Genomic DNA, 18,161 nt, shown 5'->3' with positions numbered 1-18,161 from the left:
GGACCCCGCTTCACCTTGCGGCGAGACCGATGGGTGCGCTTCCGATTAGGCCGTGCCGTTGCCGCCCGTGGCGCCGTAGACCTCGCCGGTGACGTAGCTCGCCTCCTGGCTCGCCAGGAACACGTAGACCGGCGCGAGCTCCACCGGCTGGCCGGGACGGCCGAGCGGGACCTCGGAGCCGAACTTCTCGACGTTCTCCTGCGGCTGGCCGCCGGACGGCTGCAGAGCCGTCCAGAACGGGCCGGGTGCCACCGCGTTTACGCGGATGCCTTTCGCGACCTGCTGCTTGGCAAGCGCCTTCGAGAAGGCAACAATGCCGGCCTTTGTGGTGGCGTAGTCGACCAGGATCTGCGGCGGGTTGTAGGCCACCACCGAAGCCGTGTTGATGATGGACGCCCCCGCCGGCATGTGCGGCAGCGCCGCCTTGGTGATCCAGAACATGGCGTAGAGGTTGGTCTTCAGTGTCCGGTCGAACTGCTCGTCCGTGATGTCTCCGATATCTTTCTGGTTCGTCTGCTTGCCGGCGTTGTTGACCAGGATGTCGAGGCCCCCGAGGTCGGTGACGGCCTTCCGGACCAGCGCCTCGCAAAACGCTTTTTCGGTGATGTCGCCGGGCAGCAGGACGGCCTTGCGCCCCTCGGCTTCGATCAGCTTCGCGACCTCCTGTGCGTCCAGCATCTCGTCCTCGACGAAGCTCAGCGCCACATCCGCGCCCTCGCGGGCGAAGGCGATGGCGGCCGCGCGCCCGATGCCGGAATCGGCGCCGGTCACCAGGGCCTTGCGACCAGCGAGGCGGCCGTGGCCCCGGTAGCTGGTCTCGCCGTGGTCCGGCTTCGGGTCCATCGCTCCGGCGAGGCCCGGCGCCTCCTGAGGCTGTCGCTTGAACGGCGGCTGCGGGTACTGGGTGCGCGGGTCCTGCATCGTGAGGCGCTTGTCGGCGTCGTCGGTCATGGAACTGTCCTGTCGCGCCGCCTTCGAACGGGACAGCTCGTGCGGCACGCGTGTCAGGTGATGCTGTCCGGGGTCACTTGAAATGGACGCCGCCCCCGGATGTTCCGGCGCCTGCGGCCATGTGGACGCCGCCGAGGGCTCCCGTCAGGCAGCTTTGCTCCGCCTGTTCCTGAGTGCGGCCATGGCCTCGTCGGCGGCACGCTGCCCACTGTCATGGGCACTGTGGGCGGTAGTGAAGTCGAAGGGATGCGTCACCTTGCCCGCGAAGAACAGAGACGCCCATACGAGCCATCGCGCGCGACAGAATCTGACCGGTAGCGTCCGCTTACAGGATGTCTTCGCGGCCAGCTGAATGTCTCAATTGGGCGCCAAGGCGAACGTCCGGTTCTGCGGGTGACGGCGTTCCGACATGACGCAGTCCGGCCGAAAGCCGCTGGTCCGCTTCGGAGCACAGGCTACCGATAAGCAGACGCTTCCCGATGCCGTGAGCATTCTCTTCGTCAAAGCCGGTGTTCTTCCACCAAGCACGCTACAGGGAACTGTCCGGCCGACTCGCCTACCAAGACGACACCCTCCGGGCCGGTCGCAGGCAGAACGCCGCCGTCGCCTTCGTCGACATGCGCCGGTCGGCGACACGGTCAACGTCGCCGCTTGTCTGGAACAGGCGACGAGGGCGCATGGCGTGGCCATCCTCGTGTCGGAACATAGTGCCAGCGACTGGCGCGAGATCAGCCAGGTGCCCTTGCGGGGTCGGACCGAGGCCATGGCGTATTTCACCGCGACGGAACCGAACGCGTCGGCCGACCTTGGCATCCCGGTGCCTCGGCTGGCCGAAGTGGGGCCCTGAAAGGCCACGGGGAGCGAACAACCTTGGAAGTCATCCACGACGACCCCCCGATGCCGGAGGAGATCGCGAACGGGTTCTACCCGGCCTTCGAGGACCGATGGCGCAAGGCTGAACTTGCGGGTCGGTTCGCCATGGTCGGATTCGTGCTGGTGTGCGCCCTCGGCCTGCTTGGGCATGGTCCGTTCAGCGAGCGCAGTCTAACGAACAAGGATGGCTCGATAAGCATCCGTTACGAGCCAGTGGTCCGTTTCGGGGCGCCCACGATTATTCGCTTCGACACACGTGTTCCACCGGGCGGCGACAAAGTGGCCGTGACCATCGCCAAGGACCTCGTCGACCAATTCGGCCTTGAGAGCATTACGCCGCGGCCGGCGACCTGGGAGATTGCCGGGAGCAACATCCGCCTCGTGTTCCCTGTGCAGGTCGGGGAGAGCCACGCGCTGATCCGCTTCACGGGTTCGCCGGCTTTCCGGGGCGGGATGGATCTCACCGCCCGGCTCGATGCAGGTGAGACCCTGTCCTGGTCGCAGTACGCGGTGCCGTAGACATGAACACCGTGCTTAAGGCCGCCGCGGCCTACCTCATCGTCTTGTTCGTCATTCGCCTCGTCGGGCGACGGACCGCCAGTCAGCAGGCGCCCATCGACATGGTGGTGCTGTTCCTTTTCGGCGGCCTGAGCGTCAGCGCCATCCTCGGCGATGACCACTCGTTCACGGGTGCCATGAGCGCGCTGTTCACCGTCGGGCTGATGCACGTCTCGGTGTCCTGGTTGAAGCTGCGCTTCGTCTGGTTCGAACGCATCGTCGACGGCACGCCGATCGTGGTCTACCGTGATGGCGACTGGGACGAGACAAACATGCGGCGCCTGCGGATGCAGCAGGCCGACGTGCGCACGGCGGCGCGGCAGCAAGGGCTAGACGACCTAGAGAAGATCGCCGTCGCTATCGTCGAGCGAGACGGCAAGGTGTCCGTCATCGAGAAAGACTGAGCCGCTCCCGGCAACGCATCTCGTTGTCTCAAATCGATACCGGCCGAAAGCGCGTTTCACAAAACTGTGTGAAGCTAAAGGACCACTTGAACTTAGGTTCTTGCATGCCGACTTCCGAGCTGCGCCTGCGGTTGGGCGCTCTACGGAGAAGATCATGCCGCACCACGACACAGTCGCTCTGACGGGCACAATTGAACACGTATTTGCACACCGCTTCACCCTGGAGGCGGACGGGAAGACCCATCTAGCCGACCTGACGCCGAAGGGTTTGGAAGCCTTCCCCCTGAGCGAGGGGCTCCGCGTCTCACTTGAGGGCGAGCTCCGGCCTTCCGAGATCAAGGTCACCCGCATCGCCGCCGACGGTCGCGAGCCCGTCCGAATCGAGCACAAGAAGCCGAACCACGCCCCGGGCCACAAGCACGCCGACGTTCCCGCAGATCCCGCGCGCGTCCTCGCCTCGGCGAAGGCTGCGGGCTGGGCCTCGGCGGGCGAGCCCCGCCGCAAGCCCGAGCACTTCGAGGTGCTGGCGCGACAGGGCAACGGCCCCTGGACCGAACTTCACGTCGACTTCGCGGGCACCATCTACAAGCGGAAGCCCGCCGATGCGGAGAAGTGGGGCTTGGCCGCCTAAGGACGGTCGCGGGGCCGCAATCACGGCCCCGCGCGTTGACTGCCGATGGCGACCGCTACTCGCGGGCTGCGGCCGAGGTGGCGTTCGGGCGCCAACTCGTCGGATCCAAGTCTGCCTCGGAGGTTGCGGGACCTACAATGGCGTCGGCCGCCGTCGTCGCCCCAATGCAGCCGTTCTGGTGCGTCCTTGCAGGCCCGAGGCTGAGCCGGCCCAGGACGACTGCGAAAAGCTCCAGGCAACCCGGTCACTCGCCGATCAGCTTCCTCAGCCGGTTGAGGTCGGCCAATTGCTGGAGCGCGTGGTCGCGGTCGGCCGCCGCGAGGCCTAGCGTGACGGCTTCCAGCGCGATCAGGGTCGTGGCGTGAAGGGCGACCTCGTTCGCGCGACCGCGCCGGGCCAGCAGCACGACCGTGGCCTGCCTTGCCAACGCGCTCGTGTGCCTATCGGTCACCAGCACCACCGGCAGCCCTAAACGGCGGGCTTCCGCCATCACGGCCTGGACCTCGCGATAGGGCTGCCCATAGGCGAGGAGCAGGACCGCGTCGCCGGCCTGCAGGCCGAGCAGTTGGTCGGCGAGCGACCAGCCCGTGGCGTCGAGAAGGAAGCTGCCTCGCCCCGAACGGGTGAGCTGGAAGGCGAGGTATCGGGCGAGGTGGGCGGAAGGCCCGATCCCGAACACGCCGATGCGGGTCGCCGGATGCAGGGTGGTGATGGCCGCGAGGATGGCCGCCTTTCCCTCTTCCGTCCGCAGCGCCTCCATTCCCTCTTCATGGGCCGCCAGCACGGCGTCGATGGCCTGGCCCGCGTTCTCGCCGACGCTGGCCAGGGTGCGTCGCATATCGGCCGCCGGCGTTCCGCGGTCATCCAGGCCGGCAGCCAGCGCCTGCTTGAGGTCCGCCAGGCCGTCGAAGCCGAGCGCCTGCACGGCCCGGATGACGGTCGCGTCCGACGTGCCGAGCTGGGCCGCGATCTGGGCGGCGGAACTCGCAAGGACCGCCGCACGGTTCCGGTCGAGATAGCTTGCGACCCGGGCCGCCGACGGCGTCAGCGTCGGCGTCAGGCGTCGGACCAAGGTCCCGAACTCTTCCGTCACGGCGTTCCCCTCGTTCGGCGAGGCATTTCGATCCGCCCCGAGTCCGCAATGTAGTGATTTCTACACAGCTCTTGACAAAGGTAGTGATACCTACAATTTGGCCGTCCATCAAGCCGATGCGCGCAGGCCCGTCGGCAGGAGGGCGACCCGGATGACCGTCGACTGGATCCATGCATGGCCGACGGCGCTCGCCGCGTTCCTGGCGTCCGCGGTCGAATTCGTCGAGGCGTTGACGGTGGTGCTTGCCGTCGGTGCGATCCGCGGATGGCGGGGAGCCCTCACCGGCACCAGCGCGGCCCTCGCCCTCCTGCTGGCCGTCGTGCTGATGTTCGGCCCGGCGCTGACCCGCATACCGCTCCAGGACGTCCAACTCGTCGTCGGCGGGCTGCTCCTGCTGTTCGGCCTCCGGTGGTTGCGGAAGGCCGTCCTGCGTGCGGCCGGCGTCATCCCCCTTCATGACGAGACCGTCGCCTACGAACGGGAGACCGGCAGCCTGCGGGCGGCTGGTCCCTCCGATGGCGCCTGGGACGCCGTCGGGTTCGCCACCGCGTTCAAGATCACCATGCTCGAAGGCCTGGAGGTCGTGTTCATCGTCATCGCCGTCGGGGCTGGCGGCGCCGGCCTCCTGGTTCCCGCAAGCGTCGGGGCCGTGGCCGCACTCCTGCTCGTGGCGGCGCTCGGCCTCATCCTACACCGGCCGCTGTCGACGGTGCCCGAGAACGCGCTCAAGTTCGTAGTCGGGGTCCTGCTCGCGGCGTTCGGCACGTTCTGGGTCGGCGAAGGCATCAGCCTGGACTGGCCCGGCGCCGACTGGTCGATCCTCGGGCTTACCCTCGGCTTCCTCGCCGTCGCCTCGCTCGCCGTGCCGCTGTGCCGCCGCCGCGCGGGCACCGGTCAATTCCTGGCCCTCCGCTGAGCCGATCCGTCATGAACGCCATCAGAGCCATCGCCCGGGAGCTTCTGGGCCTCGTCGTCGACGATGTCGGTTTCGCCGCCGCCACCCTAGGCTGGATCGCCTTCGTCTGGGTGTTCGCCACCATGGCGCCGCAGCCGGTCCCCTGGATGGCGATCCTGCTCTTCTGCGGCGTTGCGGCGATCCTCGTGGAGAGCGTCCTGCGTCGCTCGGGAGCCGCGCGATGACCGGTACGCCGACACCCTTGGACGGCGGACACGGCACGCCGTCCACGCGACGCGGTCCACGGGGCCTGATGGTCGCCGTCCTGGCCCTGTGCGCCGTCGGCTTTGCCGCCTATCGCCACGAGGCGGCACCTCCCCCGGCCCCGGAAGCCGCCGCCCCGGCGCCCGTGCCGGTCGTGACGGCGGCCGTGCGGACCCAGGACGTGCCCATCGTCCTGACCGGCGTCGGGACGGTCAACGCGCTGAACCTGGCGACAATCCGCAGCCAGGTCACCGGGTACCTGCAGAGTGCTGACTTCACGGAGGGCCAGTTCGTGAAGCGGGGCGACGTGCTCGCCCGGATCGACCCGCGCATCTACCAGGCCCGCCTCGAACAGGCGCAGGCCCAGCTGGCCAAGGACCAGGCGCTGCTCGCCAACCAGAAGACCAACCTCGCCCGCAACGAGCCCCTCCTGCAGAAGGGTTTCGCGACCGACCAGCAGGTCGTCAGCGAGCGCGCCCAGATCGCGCAGACCGAGAGCGCTCTGAAGGGCGACCAGGCCGCCATCGACTACGCGCAGACCGAACTCGACTTCACGACGCTGCGCGCGCCCTTCGACGGCGTGACCGGAATCCGCCGGGTCGACATCGGTAACATCGTCAATCCCACGGACACCAACGGCATCGTCGTCCTGACGCAGGTGCAGCCGATCAGCGTGCTCTTCACCCTGCCCACGAGCGACATCGCGGCCGTGCAGGCGGCCCTGAACCGGGGCCCGGTCGCCGCGACCGCCTACGACCAGTCCGGCGACCGAAAGCTCGACACCGGCACCCTGCTCCTCATCAACAACCAGGCCGACCCGAGGTCCGGCACCGTGCAGCTCAAGGCGGTCTTCCCGAACGCCCAGCGCCAGCTCTGGGCCGGCAGTTTCGTCAACGCCGCGGTGACCACCTCGGTCGAGAAGGGGGCGTTGACGGTTCCGACCAACGCCCTGCAGGTCAGCGACACAGGCCAGTTCGTCTACGTGGTCGGGGCGGACGACACGATCTCGGTCCGCCCGGTGACGGTCAAGCAGCGCACCCGCGGCGTCGCGCTGGTCGCGGACGGTCTGAAGGACGGCGAGACGGTCGTGGTCCAGGGCCAGTACCGGCTCAAACCCGGCACGCGGATCACGCCCGCGTCGCCGGACCAAGTGCCCGACACCTCCACGGCCTCGGCGGGGATGCTGCCATGAACATCTCCTCCGGCTTCATCCGGCGGCCCGTCGCCACCGGCCTGCTGATGTTCGCCGTCGTAGTGCTCGGCGCGATCAGCTATACGCTCCTGCCAGTCGCCTCGCTCCCGAACGTCGATTCGCCGACGATCCAGGTCACCGCGCAGCTGCCCGGCGCCGACCCGAAGACCGTCGCCTCCTCGGTGGCCACCCAGCTCGAGCGCCAGTTCGGCCAGATCCCCGGCCTCACCCAGATGACGTCGAGCAGCGGGACGGGCTTCACCCAGGTCTCGCTGCAATTCGACCGGGGCCGGACCATCGACTCGGTCGCCTCCGACGTGCAGGCGGCCATCAACGCCACGCAGGGCCAGTTGCCGGCGGCGCTCCTCAACCCGCCGACCTACCGCAAGACCAACCCGGCCGACGTGCCGATCCTCCTGATCGCCATGTCGTCGGACGTGTTCCCGATCACGACCGTGAGCGACTACGCCTACTCGCTCATGGCCCAGAAGATCTCGCAGATCCCGGGGGTCGGCCTCGTCGGCGTCGGTGGCCTGCAGAGCCCGGCCATCCGCATCCAGGTCAACCCGGCCCAGCTCGCTGCCGAGAACCTCGATTTCGAGACGGTGCGGACCGCCCTCTCGAACCTGACCGTGCTGCAGCCCAAGGGGCAGCTCTACGGCGGCCAGCAGGCCGTGGCCCTGCAGAGCAACGACCAGATCACGACGGCCGCCGGCTTCGAGGACGCCATCGTCGCCTACCGCGATGGGGCCCCGATCCGGGTCCGGGACCTTGGGCGCGCGGTGAAGGCGCCCCAGGACGTCACCATCGCCGGTTGGGTCGGCGAGAAGCCGGCCGTGGCGCTCGCCGTGCAGCGGGCACCCGGCGCCAACGTCATCGCGACGGTGGCGGCCATCAAGAAGGCGCTGCCGCAGCTTCAGGCCTCGCTGCCGCCGGGCATCGACGTGCGGATCACCTCGGACCGGACCCAGACCATCCAGGCCAGCGTCAAGGACGTGCAGTTCACCCTGCTCCTGACCATCGTGCTGGTGGTCGGCGTCATCGCCCTGTTCCTGCGCAGGCTCTGGGCGACGGTGATCCCCGCCGTGTCGGTGCCGATCTCCCTCGTGGGCACCTTCGCGGTGATGTACGTGCTGGGCTACAGCCTCGACAACCTGTCGCTGATGGCGCTGACCATCGCCATCGGCTTCGTGGTCGACGACGCCATCGTCATGGTCGAGAACATCGTCCGCCATATCGAGGAGGGTGCCAGCCCGATGCAGGCGGCGCTCGACGGGGCCGGTGAGATCGGCTTCACGATCCTGTCGATCTCGATCTCGCTCGTGGCGGTGTTCATCCCGCTGTTCCTGATGGGCGGCGTCGTCGGGCTGATGTTCCGCGAGTTCGCGGTGACCGTGGCGGTGTCGATCCTCGTCTCGGTCATCGTGTCGCTGACGCTCACGCCGATGATGTGCGCCCGGCTCCTCCCAGGCGGCGAGGAGAAGGCCCCGGGACGGCTATCGCGCTGGCTGGAGGGCTTCTTCACTTGGCTGACCGCGCGCTACGACGACGGGTTGAAGTTGGCCCTGCGCTACCGCTTCGTCACGCTGCTGACCTTCTTCGGCACGGTGGCGCTCACCGGCTACCTGTTCTGGACGATCCCCAAGGGCTTCTTCCCGCAGCAGGACACGGGCCTGGTCGTCGGTATCAGCGAGGCGGCCCAGGACGTCTCGCCCGAGGGCATGAAGCAGCGCCAGCAAGCCATCCTCGGCATCATCATGAAGGATCCGGCGGTGGCGGACGTCGCCGGCTACATCGGCCCCGGCGGTCCGACCGTGACGGAGAACAACGGCCGCGTCTTCATCACGCTGAAGCCGGACACCGAGCGGAACGTCACCGCCGACCAGGTGATCGCCCGCCTGTCCAAGGCCCTCGACCAGGTCCAGGGCATGAAGGTCTACATGCAGGCCGCCCAGGACATCACCATCGGCGCCGTCGTCTCGAAGACCCAGTACCAGTTCACCATGACCGACATCGACCAGTCGGAGCTCGAACACTACGGCCCGAAGCTGCTCGACGCGCTGCGGAAGCTGCCCGAGCTGACAGCGGTCGCCAGCGACCAGCAGTCGGCGGCGCGGATGCTCAACGTCGTGGTCGACCGCACGGCCGCCTCGCGCCTCGGCATCGACCCGGCCGCCGTCGACAACACGCTTTACGACGCGTTCGGGCAGCGCCACGTGGCGCGCATCTATCTGCCGCTGAACTACTACTACGTCATCCTGGAGGTCGACCCGCACTACCAGCTCGGGCCCAACGCCCTGCAGCGGATCTACGTCCGGTCGCAGGACAACACCTCCGTGCCGCTCAGCCAGATCGCCAGGATCGAGACCGGCACGATGCCGGCGGTGGTCAACCACCAGGGCCAGTTCCCGTCCGTGACCCTGAGCTTCAACCTCGCCCCGGGCGCCACCATCGGCGCGGCGGTCGCGGCCGTGCAGAAGGCGGCCGCCGACCTGCACATGCCGTCCTCCGTGGCGACCGCGTTCCAGGGCAACGCCCAGGCTTTCCAGACCTCGCTCGGCTCGACGCCGCCGCTGATCCTGGCGGCCCTGTTCGCGGTCTACGTGATCCTGGGGGTGCTCTACGAGAGCACAATCCACCCGCTGACCATCCTGTCGACCCTGCCCTCGGCCGGCCTCGGCGCGCTGGCGACGCTGATGCTGGTCGGGCGGCCGCTCGACATGATCGGCATCATCGGGATCATCCTGCTCATCGGCATCGTGAAGAAGAACGGCATCATGCTGGTCGACGTCGCCATCGTGGCAGAGCGCGAGGGCGGCAAGTCTCCGGAGGCGGCCATCCACGAGGCCTGCCTGCTGCGCTTCCGCCCGATCCTGATGACGACGCTGTGCGCCCTGCTCGGCGGCGTCCCCCTGATGCTGGGCACCGGGACCGGCTCGGAGATCCGCCAGCCGCTCGGCTACGCGATCGTCGGTGGCCTCGCCGTCAGCCAGGTGCTGACGCTGTTCACCACGCCAGTCGTCTACCTCTACATGGACAGGCTCAGGCTGGCGCTCACCCGGCGCCGGCCGACCGAGGCAGGGCGCCCGGCGGTCGAGGCGCGATGACCGTCGTTCGCCGGCGATCCACGATGCGGGGCGCCGGTGCGCCCCGAGCCCCTAAGCCACGCCTAAGCCGCTTCCCTGACCCTCGCGTCACCCGATGCAGACCGAAGGGGAATGGCGATGACACCGACGGTGAGCGCTTCCGCGCGCATGCTGAACAAGGTCCCGCAGGCCACGCTGATCTTCTGGGTCATCAAGATCATGTCGACCACGGTCGGCGAGACCGGCGCCGACTACCTCGCCGTCCATGTCGGCCTGGGGACCGCAGTCACCGGCGCCATCATGGTGTCGCTTCTGGCCGCCGCGCTGGCCCTCCAGGCCCGCACGCGCCGCTACGTGCCGTGGATCTACTGGCTCACGGTCTTGCTGGTCAGCATCGTCGGCACGCAACTGACCGACTTCCTGACGGACAAGCTGGAAGTGAGCCTCTACGCCAGCACCGCAGCCTTCGCCGTCGCCCTCTCGGCGACCTTCGCGCTCTGGCACGCGTTCGAGGGCACGCTCTCGATCCGCACCATCGTGACCCGGAGGCGCGAGGGCTTCTACTGGCTCGCCATCCTGCTCACCTTCGCGCTCGGCACGGCGGCGGGCGACCTCGCTACGGAGGCGCTGGGGCTCGGCTTCGACTGGGGCGTCGTCGCCTTCGGATCGTTGATCGCCGCGACGGCCCTGGCCCGTCGTCTCGGAGCCGGCGCCGTCCTGACTTTCTGGGTCGCCTACGTCCTGACCCGTCCGCTCGGCGCGGCCCTCGGGGACCTGCTCTCCCAATCCCGGGAGTACGGGGGGCTCGGCTTCGGCACCGTCGTCACGAGCCTCGTGTTCCTGAGCGTCATCGTCGCCCTGGTCGCCTTCGTGACCTTCAACGCCGCGCCGGCCGGAGCCGCGCGCACCGCGCAGCGGGCGTGACCGCGCCGGTCGGTGTCCTTCCCCGGGACGGGGCCGAGAAGGCTGGCCGCCGCCGAACGCGGGCGCTCTCCACCCCTAAGCGGGGACTAAGTGAAGGGGAGCAGACGGGCCACGATGTCCGGATACGGGCATCGGTTCGAGAGGAGCGCTTTCCATGACCGTCAAGACCGTCGCCTGCGCCGCCGCAATCCTGGCCTTCACCTCCGTGTATCTGCAAGCGGAAGGCTGGGCCGGCCCCTCGTTCGGCACCGCGCAGGCCGCCGCATCGAAGCTGGGCGACCTGGGCCAGTTCAAGGCCATCGCGGTCGACACCCAGGCCCTCGTCGACAAGGGCGATCTCGCCGCCGCCAAGGCGCGGATCAAGGATCTGGAAACGCAGTGGGACGAGGCCGAGGCCGGCTTGAAGCCCCGGGCGGCGGCGGATTGGCACAAGGTCGACAAGGCCATCGACCGCGCCCTCGACGCGCTGCGTGCCTCGGCGCCGGCCGCCGCGGCCTGCAAGGTCGCGCTCGCCGACCTCGTGCAGACCATGAACGCGGTTGGCTGAGGAGGCCGTCGGCGGCGCGGGCCTTCGGCTGCCTGAGGAAGAACGCCGCGCCGTGCGGCGACGGGATGGATGGGACGATGCGGGTTCTCCTCGTCGAAGATGACAGGATGATCGGGGCCGCGCTCCAGCAGGCGTTGCGGGACGCGGCCTACGCGGTCGACTGGGTCCGTGACGGCGCGTCCGCCCAGGATGCCACGGCGACCGAGGCCTACGACATCGTCCTCCTCGACCTCGGCCTCCCGGGCGACGACGGGATGTCCGTCCTGCGGCGCCTGCGAACGAACGGCGCGACCATGCCCGTCATCATCGTCACCGCGCGCGACGGGCTGGACGACCGCATCGGCGGCCTCGACGTCGGCGCCGACGACTTCGTCACGAAGCCATTCGAGCCAGGTGAGTTGCTCGCCCGGATGAGGGCGGTCCTGCGCCGTCCGCGCGGCGCGGCGGCGCCGCTGCTCGACAACGGCGTCGTCAGCCTCGACCCGTCCACCTTCGAGGCCCGGACCGGCGACACCGCCTGCCGCCTGACGGCGCGGGAATTCGCCTGCCTGCAGGCTCTCATGCATCGCCCCGGCGCGATCCTGTCGCGCCATGACCTGGAGGGGCGCATCTACGGCTGGAACGAGGAGGTCGAGAGCAACGCCGTCGAGTTCCTCATCCACGCCGTGCGCCGCAAGCTCGGCAACGCCGTCATCCGCAACGTCCGCGGGGTCGGCTGGATGGTGGACCGGCCGACGTGATGCGCTCAGTCCGGGCCCGCCTGTTCGTCGGACTGTCGGTGCTCGTCGTCGGCACGAACATCGGTTTCGGGCTGCTGTCGTACCGTCGCGCCGCCGAGGAGGCCACGGAACTCCAGGACGCCGTCCTGCACCAGGTCGACCGGTTCGCAGTCCAGGCGGGCGGCACGGGCCTCGACCTGACCGACGCCCAGGACGAACCGGAGTTCCGCGTCGTCATCGAGGTCCTGGGGGCCGTCCGTCCGGGCTCGCCCCTGGCGGGGGTCCCGGGCGACACCCCCGACGGGATCTCGACGGTCGGGAAGGGTGGCGCACGGTGGCGGCTCCTGGTCCGAACGCGCCCGGACGGCAAACGCGTCGGAATCGCCCAATCGACCGCGAGCCGGGACGAGCGCGTCAGGGACACGCTCCTCCAGACGCTCGTTCCCCTGTTGCTGCTGTTGCCCTGCCTGCTCCTGCTGGTCGGTGTGATCATCCAGGCGAGCTTCAGGCCGCTGTCGGTCCTCGCCGGACGTCTCGACGCACGGCCCCCGGACGACCTGCGAACCCTGCCGGCCGAGGGGGTGGCGGTCGAGCTCCTGCCCTTCATCGATGCGATCAACCGGCTCCTCGGGCGCGTCGGCGAGATGGTCGAGCATCGCCGCCGCTTCGTCGCCGACGCCGCGCACGAGCTTCGGACCCCGGTCACGGCGCTGACCGTCCAGGCGGAGAATCTGTCGCGGCTCGGCATGCCGGCGGAGGCCCTTCCCCGCTTGGCCGCGCTCCAGGGTGGCATCCGGCGTCTCGGCCACCTTCTCGAACAGCTTTTGTCCCTCGCCCGGTACGAGGAAGGCACGGCGGCCGCCACCGCAGGGACGTCGCTCGACGCGGCGGCCCGGGACGTGGTCGCCGCCATGATCCCTGTCGCCGACGAGAGGTCGACCGACCTCGGCTTCAGCCGCATCGAGCCGGCGGACGTCAGGGCGGACCCGACCAGCCTGCGCGTGATGATCCGCAACCTGCTCGACAACGCGCTGCGGCACACGCCGGTGGGCGGTCGGATCGATGTCGAGGTCTATGCGGAGGCCGGCTTCGCGGTCTTCCGGGCGACCGACGACGGCCCGGGCATCGCGGCCGACGAAATCGACCGCATCCTCGATCCGTTCGTGCGCGGCGGCCACGTCGAGACCGAGGGCACAGGCCTCGGGCTGTCCATCGTCCGGAGCGTCGCGGAAACATGCGGGGGCTCCGTCGTGCTCGCGAACCGGACCGACCGGCCCCACGGCCTCGTGGCGACCGTGCGGATCCCCGCCGCGAGCGAGGCCCGATCCGATTCCGCCGTCATCCCGTAAGCACCGCAGCCGGCATGGGGGTGGGGCCGGTCCGCGTTCACCGGTTCAAGGCCTCGGCGTGGGGATGCCGGCCCGGGCGCTGGGGCAGCAACACGACGAGCAGGACGATGAGGGCCGCGAGGACGCCGGACGCCAGCGGTCGGCTGAGGTTCATGCCGCCCTCCGCCAGCGGCTTGTCCAGGAAATCGCCGACCATCGCCCCGAGGGGCCGCGTCAGGATGAAGGCAGCCCAGAACAGCCCGACCCGGGAGACCCGGGTCCCGTAGTACAGCGCGACCACCACGGCGAGGGCCGCGCCGAAGACGAGCGCCCCGCCCTCGTAGCCGAGGCCGTTGGTGTCGGCGAGCCAATCGCCGAGCGCGGTGCCGAGGGTCTGGGAGAAGGTGATGGCCCCCCAGTAGAACGCCTCGACGCGCGGGGACGAGACGGTGTCGACCGAGAGGGTGCGCTCGGAGGCGTACCAGGCCCCGAGCACCGCAGCGAGGCAGGCGAGGAGCAGGGCCGAGCCGCCGGCGTAACCGATCCCGAGGGACCGGTCGGCGAAGTCCGCCATGGTCGTGCCGAACGTGGTCGAGGCGATGATGGTCGCCCAGTAGAGGACCGGGTTAAACCGGTGTGCCACGATCTGCGCGGCGACGAGGGCCAGGAGCAGCGCGGCGAACAAGGCCGTCCCCGCGAGGTACCCCCAGCCGAGGGTCATCGTGACGGTGTCGCCGCCGGTCTCGCCGAGGGTCGTCGCCAGGATCTTGACGACCCAGAAGCCGAGGGTGACTGCCGGCACCTTGCTCAGGGCCTGTCGATGGGCGTCGTCCATGGGCTGCCTTCCGATGTTCGTGAGGGATGCCGGCGTCAGGCCGCTTCCCGGTCTTCCAGGTCGTGCCCCGCCCGCTGCGGGATCAGCAGGACGCAGGCGACCATCGCCGCCGCGAGGACGGCGGAGATCGTGATGTCGCTGATGCCGAGGCCGCCGTTGGCGGCCGGCTTGTCGAGGGAGTTGGCGAGGGTGGCGCCCAGCGGGCGCGTCAGGACGAAGGCGGCCCAGAAGAGCAGCGGCCGGGAGACCTTCGTCAGGAAGTGCAGGCCGGCGACGACCGCCAGGGCGACGGCGATGAGCGCGGCGCTGCCGTTGTAGCCGAGCCCCGTGCTGTCGGCCATCCAATCGCCCAGGGCCGTGCCGAGCGTCTGCGAGAACATGATGGCCGCCCAGTAGAACCCCTCGGCCTTCGGCGAGTGGACCGTCTCGACGGCGATGGTCCCGAGCGTCCGCTTCCAGAGGACAAGGGTGGCGACGACCAGCGAGAGGAGCAGGATGGAGCCGCCCGGGTACCCGATGCCCAGCGAGCGGTCGCAGAAGTCGGCCAGCGTCGTGCCGGCGAGCGTCGTCGCCGTGATCACCGCCCAGTACAGCAACGAGTTGAACCGCTCGGCCCGGAACTGGGCGGCCAGCAGGACGATCAGGGCGGAGGCGAAGATGGCCGTTCCGGCGAGGTAGCCGAGCCCGAGGGTCAGCGTCACGGCGTTGCCACCTACCTCCCCGAGCGTCGTCGCGACGATCTTAATGATCCAATAGCCGCGGGTCACCGCCGGTACCTTGCTCGGTGCTGACCGTCGTTCCGCCTGCATTCCGGGTCGATCCTCGCACATTCGGAACGAGGCCCCGTCGCAGGGCTCGTCCGCGACGGAGCCGGTGACGCAGCAGACTGAGCGCAGACTTAGCGGGTACGGACTTTCCGCGTTGAGGCCTCGGCGGCATCGCCTGAACTCCGAGGGCACGAACGGTCGGGTCCGCCTTCTGTAGCAACTCGGCAACGGTTGCCGGCTAGGTTCGCCGGCCTCCGGAACGCTTAGGCTTCATCCGGCGTATGGGTCACGCGGGGCTATAACCGCGCGTGGAGTGTCCACCCATGGCCGCAGTGGTCGCGTTCCCGTCGAAGTCCCGCCGCCCCGCCAAGACGCAGGACCAGGACCAATCCGACCTCGACCTGTTGCACAGCATCTGCGTCGAGTTGATCGGCGAGAACGACCTCCGGGCGCTCTGCGGCAAGGTCGTGGACGCCGCCGTCAAGATAACGGGCTCCGACTACGGCACGATGCAGAGGCTCTGCCCGGCGGACCACCTTACGCACCCCGGCCACCTCGAACTGCTGTACTCGCGCGGGATCACGCCGGAGGCCGAGGGGCATTGGGCGATGGTCGATCCGGCTGCCGTGACGAGCTGCACGGCGGCGCTCAGGCTCGGCGGTCGCTTCGTCGTCCCGGACTTCGAGGCCTGGGACGAGATCGCCGGGACCGACGACCTGCTCGCCTTCCGCCGGGCCGGCATCCGGGCCGCACAGACGACCCCGCTGATGGCGCGCGACGGCAGGCTGCTAGGCATGATCTCGACCCATTGGGCCGAGGCTCACGAGCCGACGGAACGGGACCTCAGGCTTCTGGACATCCTGGCGCGACAGGCCGCCGACCTGCTCGAACGCACCAAGGCGGAGGAATCCCTGCGCGCCAGCGAGGAGCGCCTGCGCCAGTCCGAGGCCCGCCTCCGCGACCTCAACCAGACGCTCGAAGCGCGCGTCCGGCAGCGCACCGACGAGCTGATGGCGGCCGAGGGGCAGCTCCGGCAGATGCAGAAGATGGAGGCCATCGGGCAATTGACCGGCGGCCTCGCGCACGATTTCAACAACCTGCTCGCCGGCATCTCCGGGTCGCTGGAGATGATGCAGACCCGCATGGGCCAGGGCCGGCTCGGCGATGTGGGACGCTACATGTCGGTGGCGCAGGGTGCCGCCAAGCGCGCCGCCGCGCTGACCCACCGCCTGCTCGCCTTCTCGCGCCGCCAGACCCTCGACCCGAAGCCCACCGACGTGAACCGCCTCGTCTCGGGGATGGAGGAGCTGGTCCGGCGTACCATCGGGCCGCATGTCGCCCTGGACGTGGTCGGGGCGGCCGGCCTCTGGCCGACGCTGATCGACCCCGGGCAGCGGGAGAACGCGCTGCTCAACCTGTGCATCAACGCCCGCGACGCGATGCCGAATGGCGGGCGCATCACCATCGCGACCGGCAACCGCTGGGTCGATCGCGACTACGGGGCCCGTTACGACATCCCCGAGGGCCAGTACCTCTCCATCTGCGTGACCGACACCGGCACCGGCATGCCGCCCGAGGTGGTGGCGCGGGTGTTCGAGCCGTTCTTCACCACGAAGCCGATGGGCGAGGGCACGGGCCTCGGCCTGTCGATGATCTACGGGTTCGCCCGCCAGTCGGGCGGCCATGTGCGCATCCACTCCGAGGTGGGGCTGGGCACGACCGTCTGCCTCTACCTGCCGCGCTACCACGGTGAGGCCGAGGGCGGATGCCGCCGCCGACGAGACGGCCCGCCTCGGACGCGTGGGCCGGGGCGAGACCGTGCTTGTCGTCGACGACGAACCCTCGGTGCGGATGCTGCTCGTCGATGTCCTGGCCGACATGGGCTACGCGACGGTTGAGGCAGCCGACGGGGCCGCGGGATTGAAGGTGCTGCAGTCCGGGGCGCGCATCGACCTGCTGGTGACCGACGTCGGTCTCCCCGGCGGGATGAACGGGCGCCAAATGGCGGATGCGGCCCGGGCGCGCCGGCCCAACCTTAAGGTGCTTTTCATCACTGGCTACGCCGAGTGCGCGGCGGTCGGCGACGGACTCCTAGGGCCAAACATGCAGGTGCTGACGAAGCCGTTCCGGATGGACGCACTCGGTGAGCGCATCCGGGACCTCGTCGCCGAACCGCAAGTGGCTGGGGCCCCGGCCGTTCGCTGAGATCGGATCGCGTGGCATAGAGGCCCTGGTCGTGGGGCTTGAAGTAGCGATTGCAGTCGATGTCCGCTTCGGAAGCGCTGTTCTCGACCTTCGAGTGACTGGGTTGGGCGCATTGCTGCTGGGCTGGTCTCGAAGCCCCTCGACGCAGAAGCCGAGGGGCCGAACGCTCAAATCTCAGTTCCTTCGGCTAGGGTCAAAGCATCTTCGACGTCGACGCCGAGGTACCTGACCGTGCTCTCGATCTTGGTATGGCCGAGCAGGATCTGGACGGCACGCAGGTTGCCGGTCCGCTTGTAGATTAACGACGCCTTCGTGCGTCGGAGGGAATGGGTGCCATAGTCCTCGCTGCGCAGCCCGATGCCTGTGACCCACTCATCGACCAGGCGCGCATACTGCCGGGTGCTGATGTGCGTGACGCCGTCGAGCCGGCTCGGGAAGGCATAGTCGTCGAGCGTTCCACCCCTGGCCTCCAGCCATGCGAGGATGCTGGTACGGGCGGGTTCGAGCAATTCGAACTGCACTGGTCGGCCGGTCTTGCGTTGAATGACGATAGCCCGGCCACGGACGCGACCACCACTGACGAGATCGCCGATCTTTAGCTTTACGATGTCGCAGCCACGAAGTTTGCTGTCGATGGCGAGATCGAACATCGCCCGGTCGCGGGTGCGCCGTTCGCGGTCGAGCCAGAACCGGATGGCCCAGACTTGCTGAGGTTTGAGTGCTCGTTTGGCCCCGAGCTTGCGGCCAGCGTTCCAGGCCGATCGGCCTTTCGTTGCCGGATCGTATGCGGAGTGTCCCATCGTCTGTCTCCTCGCCGGCCCATGCCGACCAGGCGAGAAGACACTCGATCCGATGCCCCCGGGGTGAGGTCAGCCTAAGCGGACGGGCT

Annotated in this window: 17 protein-coding genes and 2 pseudogenes; 13 read left to right on the top strand and 6 right to left on the bottom strand. The window is 69.0% G+C overall.

Annotation, left to right across the window (positions count from 1 at the left end; genetic code table 11):
- Positions 1 to 45: 45 nt before the first annotated feature.
- Positions 46 to 951 carry an SDR family oxidoreductase gene (locus MOTC310_RS09105; protein ID WP_091778573.1) on the bottom strand — a complete coding sequence of 302 codons (906 nt, stop codon included), beginning with the start codon at positions 949 to 951 and terminating at the stop codon, positions 46 to 48.
- Positions 952 to 1,095: 144 nt separating this feature from the next.
- Positions 1,096 to 1,224 (bottom strand): annotated as a pseudogene (locus MOTC310_RS32780) (FAD-dependent oxidoreductase); the annotation flags it as partial.
- A gap of 409 nt (positions 1,225 to 1,633) precedes the next feature.
- Here MOTC310_RS32780 and MOTC310_RS09100 point away from each other — a divergent pair.
- The 4 genes from MOTC310_RS09100 to MOTC310_RS09085 all read left to right on the top strand — a co-directional run bounded on the left by MOTC310_RS09100 (position 1,634) and on the right by MOTC310_RS09085 (position 3,417).
- Entirely contained in the window at positions 1,634 to 1,798 is a 165-nt protein-coding gene (locus MOTC310_RS09100) for a hypothetical protein (RefSeq protein ID WP_331301566.1), read from the top strand.
- 23 nt (positions 1,799 to 1,821) lie between these two features.
- On the top strand, positions 1,822 to 2,343 hold the full coding sequence (locus MOTC310_RS09095; RefSeq protein WP_091778572.1) for a hypothetical protein: 522 nt from the start codon (positions 1,822 to 1,824) through the stop codon (positions 2,341 to 2,343).
- 2 nt (positions 2,344 to 2,345) lie between these two features.
- Positions 2,346 to 2,786, top strand: a complete 441-nt coding sequence (locus MOTC310_RS09090) for a DUF421 domain-containing protein (protein ID WP_091778571.1) — start codon at positions 2,346 to 2,348, stop codon at positions 2,784 to 2,786.
- Positions 2,787 to 2,940: 154 nt separating this feature from the next.
- Positions 2,941 to 3,417, top strand: a complete 477-nt coding sequence (locus MOTC310_RS09085) for a hypothetical protein (RefSeq protein WP_331301565.1) — start codon at positions 2,941 to 2,943, stop codon at positions 3,415 to 3,417.
- 244 nt (positions 3,418 to 3,661) lie between these two features.
- On the opposite strand, the gene MOTC310_RS09080 is transcribed toward MOTC310_RS09085, so the two are convergent.
- A complete protein-coding gene (locus MOTC310_RS09080) occupies positions 3,662 to 4,510 on the bottom strand; it encodes a MurR/RpiR family transcriptional regulator (RefSeq protein WP_091778569.1) in 849 nt (282 codons plus the stop codon).
- 151 nt (positions 4,511 to 4,661) lie between these two features.
- On the opposite strand from MOTC310_RS09080, the gene MOTC310_RS09075 reads away from it, so the two are divergent.
- The 8 genes from MOTC310_RS09075 (at position 4,662) to MOTC310_RS09040 (ending at position 13,486) form a co-directional block, all read left to right on the top strand.
- A complete protein-coding gene (locus MOTC310_RS09075) occupies positions 4,662 to 5,426 on the top strand; it encodes a COG4280 domain-containing protein (protein ID WP_091778568.1) in 765 nt (254 codons plus the stop codon).
- Between the two features lie 11 nt (positions 5,427 to 5,437).
- Positions 5,438 to 5,650 carry a hypothetical protein gene (locus MOTC310_RS09070; RefSeq protein WP_091778567.1) on the top strand — a complete coding sequence of 71 codons (213 nt, stop codon included), beginning with the start codon at positions 5,438 to 5,440 and terminating at the stop codon, positions 5,648 to 5,650.
- A complete protein-coding gene (locus MOTC310_RS09065) occupies positions 5,647 to 6,861 on the top strand; it encodes an efflux RND transporter periplasmic adaptor subunit (protein WP_244513909.1) in 1,215 nt (404 codons plus the stop codon). The genes MOTC310_RS09070 and MOTC310_RS09065 overlap by 4 nt, the downstream gene beginning before the upstream one ends.
- Positions 6,858 to 9,968, top strand: coding sequence for an efflux RND transporter permease subunit (locus MOTC310_RS09060; RefSeq protein ID WP_331301564.1), 3,111 nt, complete (start codon positions 6,858 to 6,860; stop codon positions 9,966 to 9,968). The genes MOTC310_RS09065 and MOTC310_RS09060 overlap by 4 nt, the downstream gene beginning before the upstream one ends.
- Positions 9,969 to 10,085: 117 nt before the next feature.
- Positions 10,086 to 10,871, top strand: coding sequence for a COG4705 family protein (locus MOTC310_RS09055; RefSeq protein WP_091778917.1), 786 nt, complete (start codon positions 10,086 to 10,088; stop codon positions 10,869 to 10,871).
- Positions 10,872 to 11,025: 154 nt separating this feature from the next.
- Positions 11,026 to 11,418, top strand: a complete 393-nt coding sequence (locus MOTC310_RS09050; RefSeq protein WP_091778565.1) for a hypothetical protein — start codon at positions 11,026 to 11,028, stop codon at positions 11,416 to 11,418.
- 77 nt (positions 11,419 to 11,495) lie between these two features.
- Positions 11,496 to 12,158: a response regulator gene (locus MOTC310_RS09045; protein ID WP_091778564.1), complete on the top strand. Its 663-nt coding sequence runs from the start codon at positions 11,496 to 11,498 to the stop codon at positions 12,156 to 12,158.
- Positions 12,158 to 13,486, top strand: coding sequence for a sensor histidine kinase (locus tag MOTC310_RS09040; RefSeq protein WP_091778563.1), 1,329 nt, complete (start codon positions 12,158 to 12,160; stop codon positions 13,484 to 13,486). Before MOTC310_RS09045 ends, MOTC310_RS09040 begins: the two co-directional genes overlap by 1 nt.
- A 37-nt stretch (positions 13,487 to 13,523) precedes the next feature.
- On the opposite strand, the gene MOTC310_RS09035 is transcribed toward MOTC310_RS09040, so the two are convergent.
- Together MOTC310_RS09035 and MOTC310_RS09030 are read right to left on the bottom strand one after the other, a co-directional pair.
- Positions 13,524 to 14,300 carry a COG4705 family protein gene (locus tag MOTC310_RS09035; RefSeq protein ID WP_091778562.1) on the bottom strand — a complete coding sequence of 259 codons (777 nt, stop codon included), beginning with the start codon at positions 14,298 to 14,300 and terminating at the stop codon, positions 13,524 to 13,526.
- A gap of 35 nt (positions 14,301 to 14,335) precedes the next feature.
- Positions 14,336 to 15,109, bottom strand: a complete 774-nt coding sequence (locus MOTC310_RS09030; RefSeq protein WP_091778561.1) for a COG4705 family protein — start codon at positions 15,107 to 15,109, stop codon at positions 14,336 to 14,338.
- A 281-nt stretch (positions 15,110 to 15,390) separates the two neighbouring features.
- On the opposite strand from MOTC310_RS09030, the pseudogene MOTC310_RS09025 reads away from it, so the two are divergent.
- A pseudogene (locus MOTC310_RS09025) lies at positions 15,391 to 17,272 on the top strand (GAF domain-containing hybrid sensor histidine kinase/response regulator).
- 167 nt (positions 17,273 to 17,439) lie between these two features.
- Here the strand turns inward: MOTC310_RS09025 and MOTC310_RS09020 are convergent.
- Complete coding sequence (locus MOTC310_RS09020) at positions 17,440 to 18,072, bottom strand: tyrosine-type recombinase/integrase (protein ID WP_331301563.1); 633 nt, start codon at positions 18,070 to 18,072, stop codon at positions 17,440 to 17,442.
- Positions 18,073 to 18,161 lie beyond the last annotated feature (89 nt).

Origin of the sequence: Methylobacterium oryzae (genome assembly GCF_036441375.1) — a bacterium.
Lineage (GTDB): Bacteria > Pseudomonadota > Alphaproteobacteria > Rhizobiales > Beijerinckiaceae > Methylobacterium > Methylobacterium oryzae_A.
This window is presented reverse-complemented; position numbering and strand designations above follow the sequence as displayed.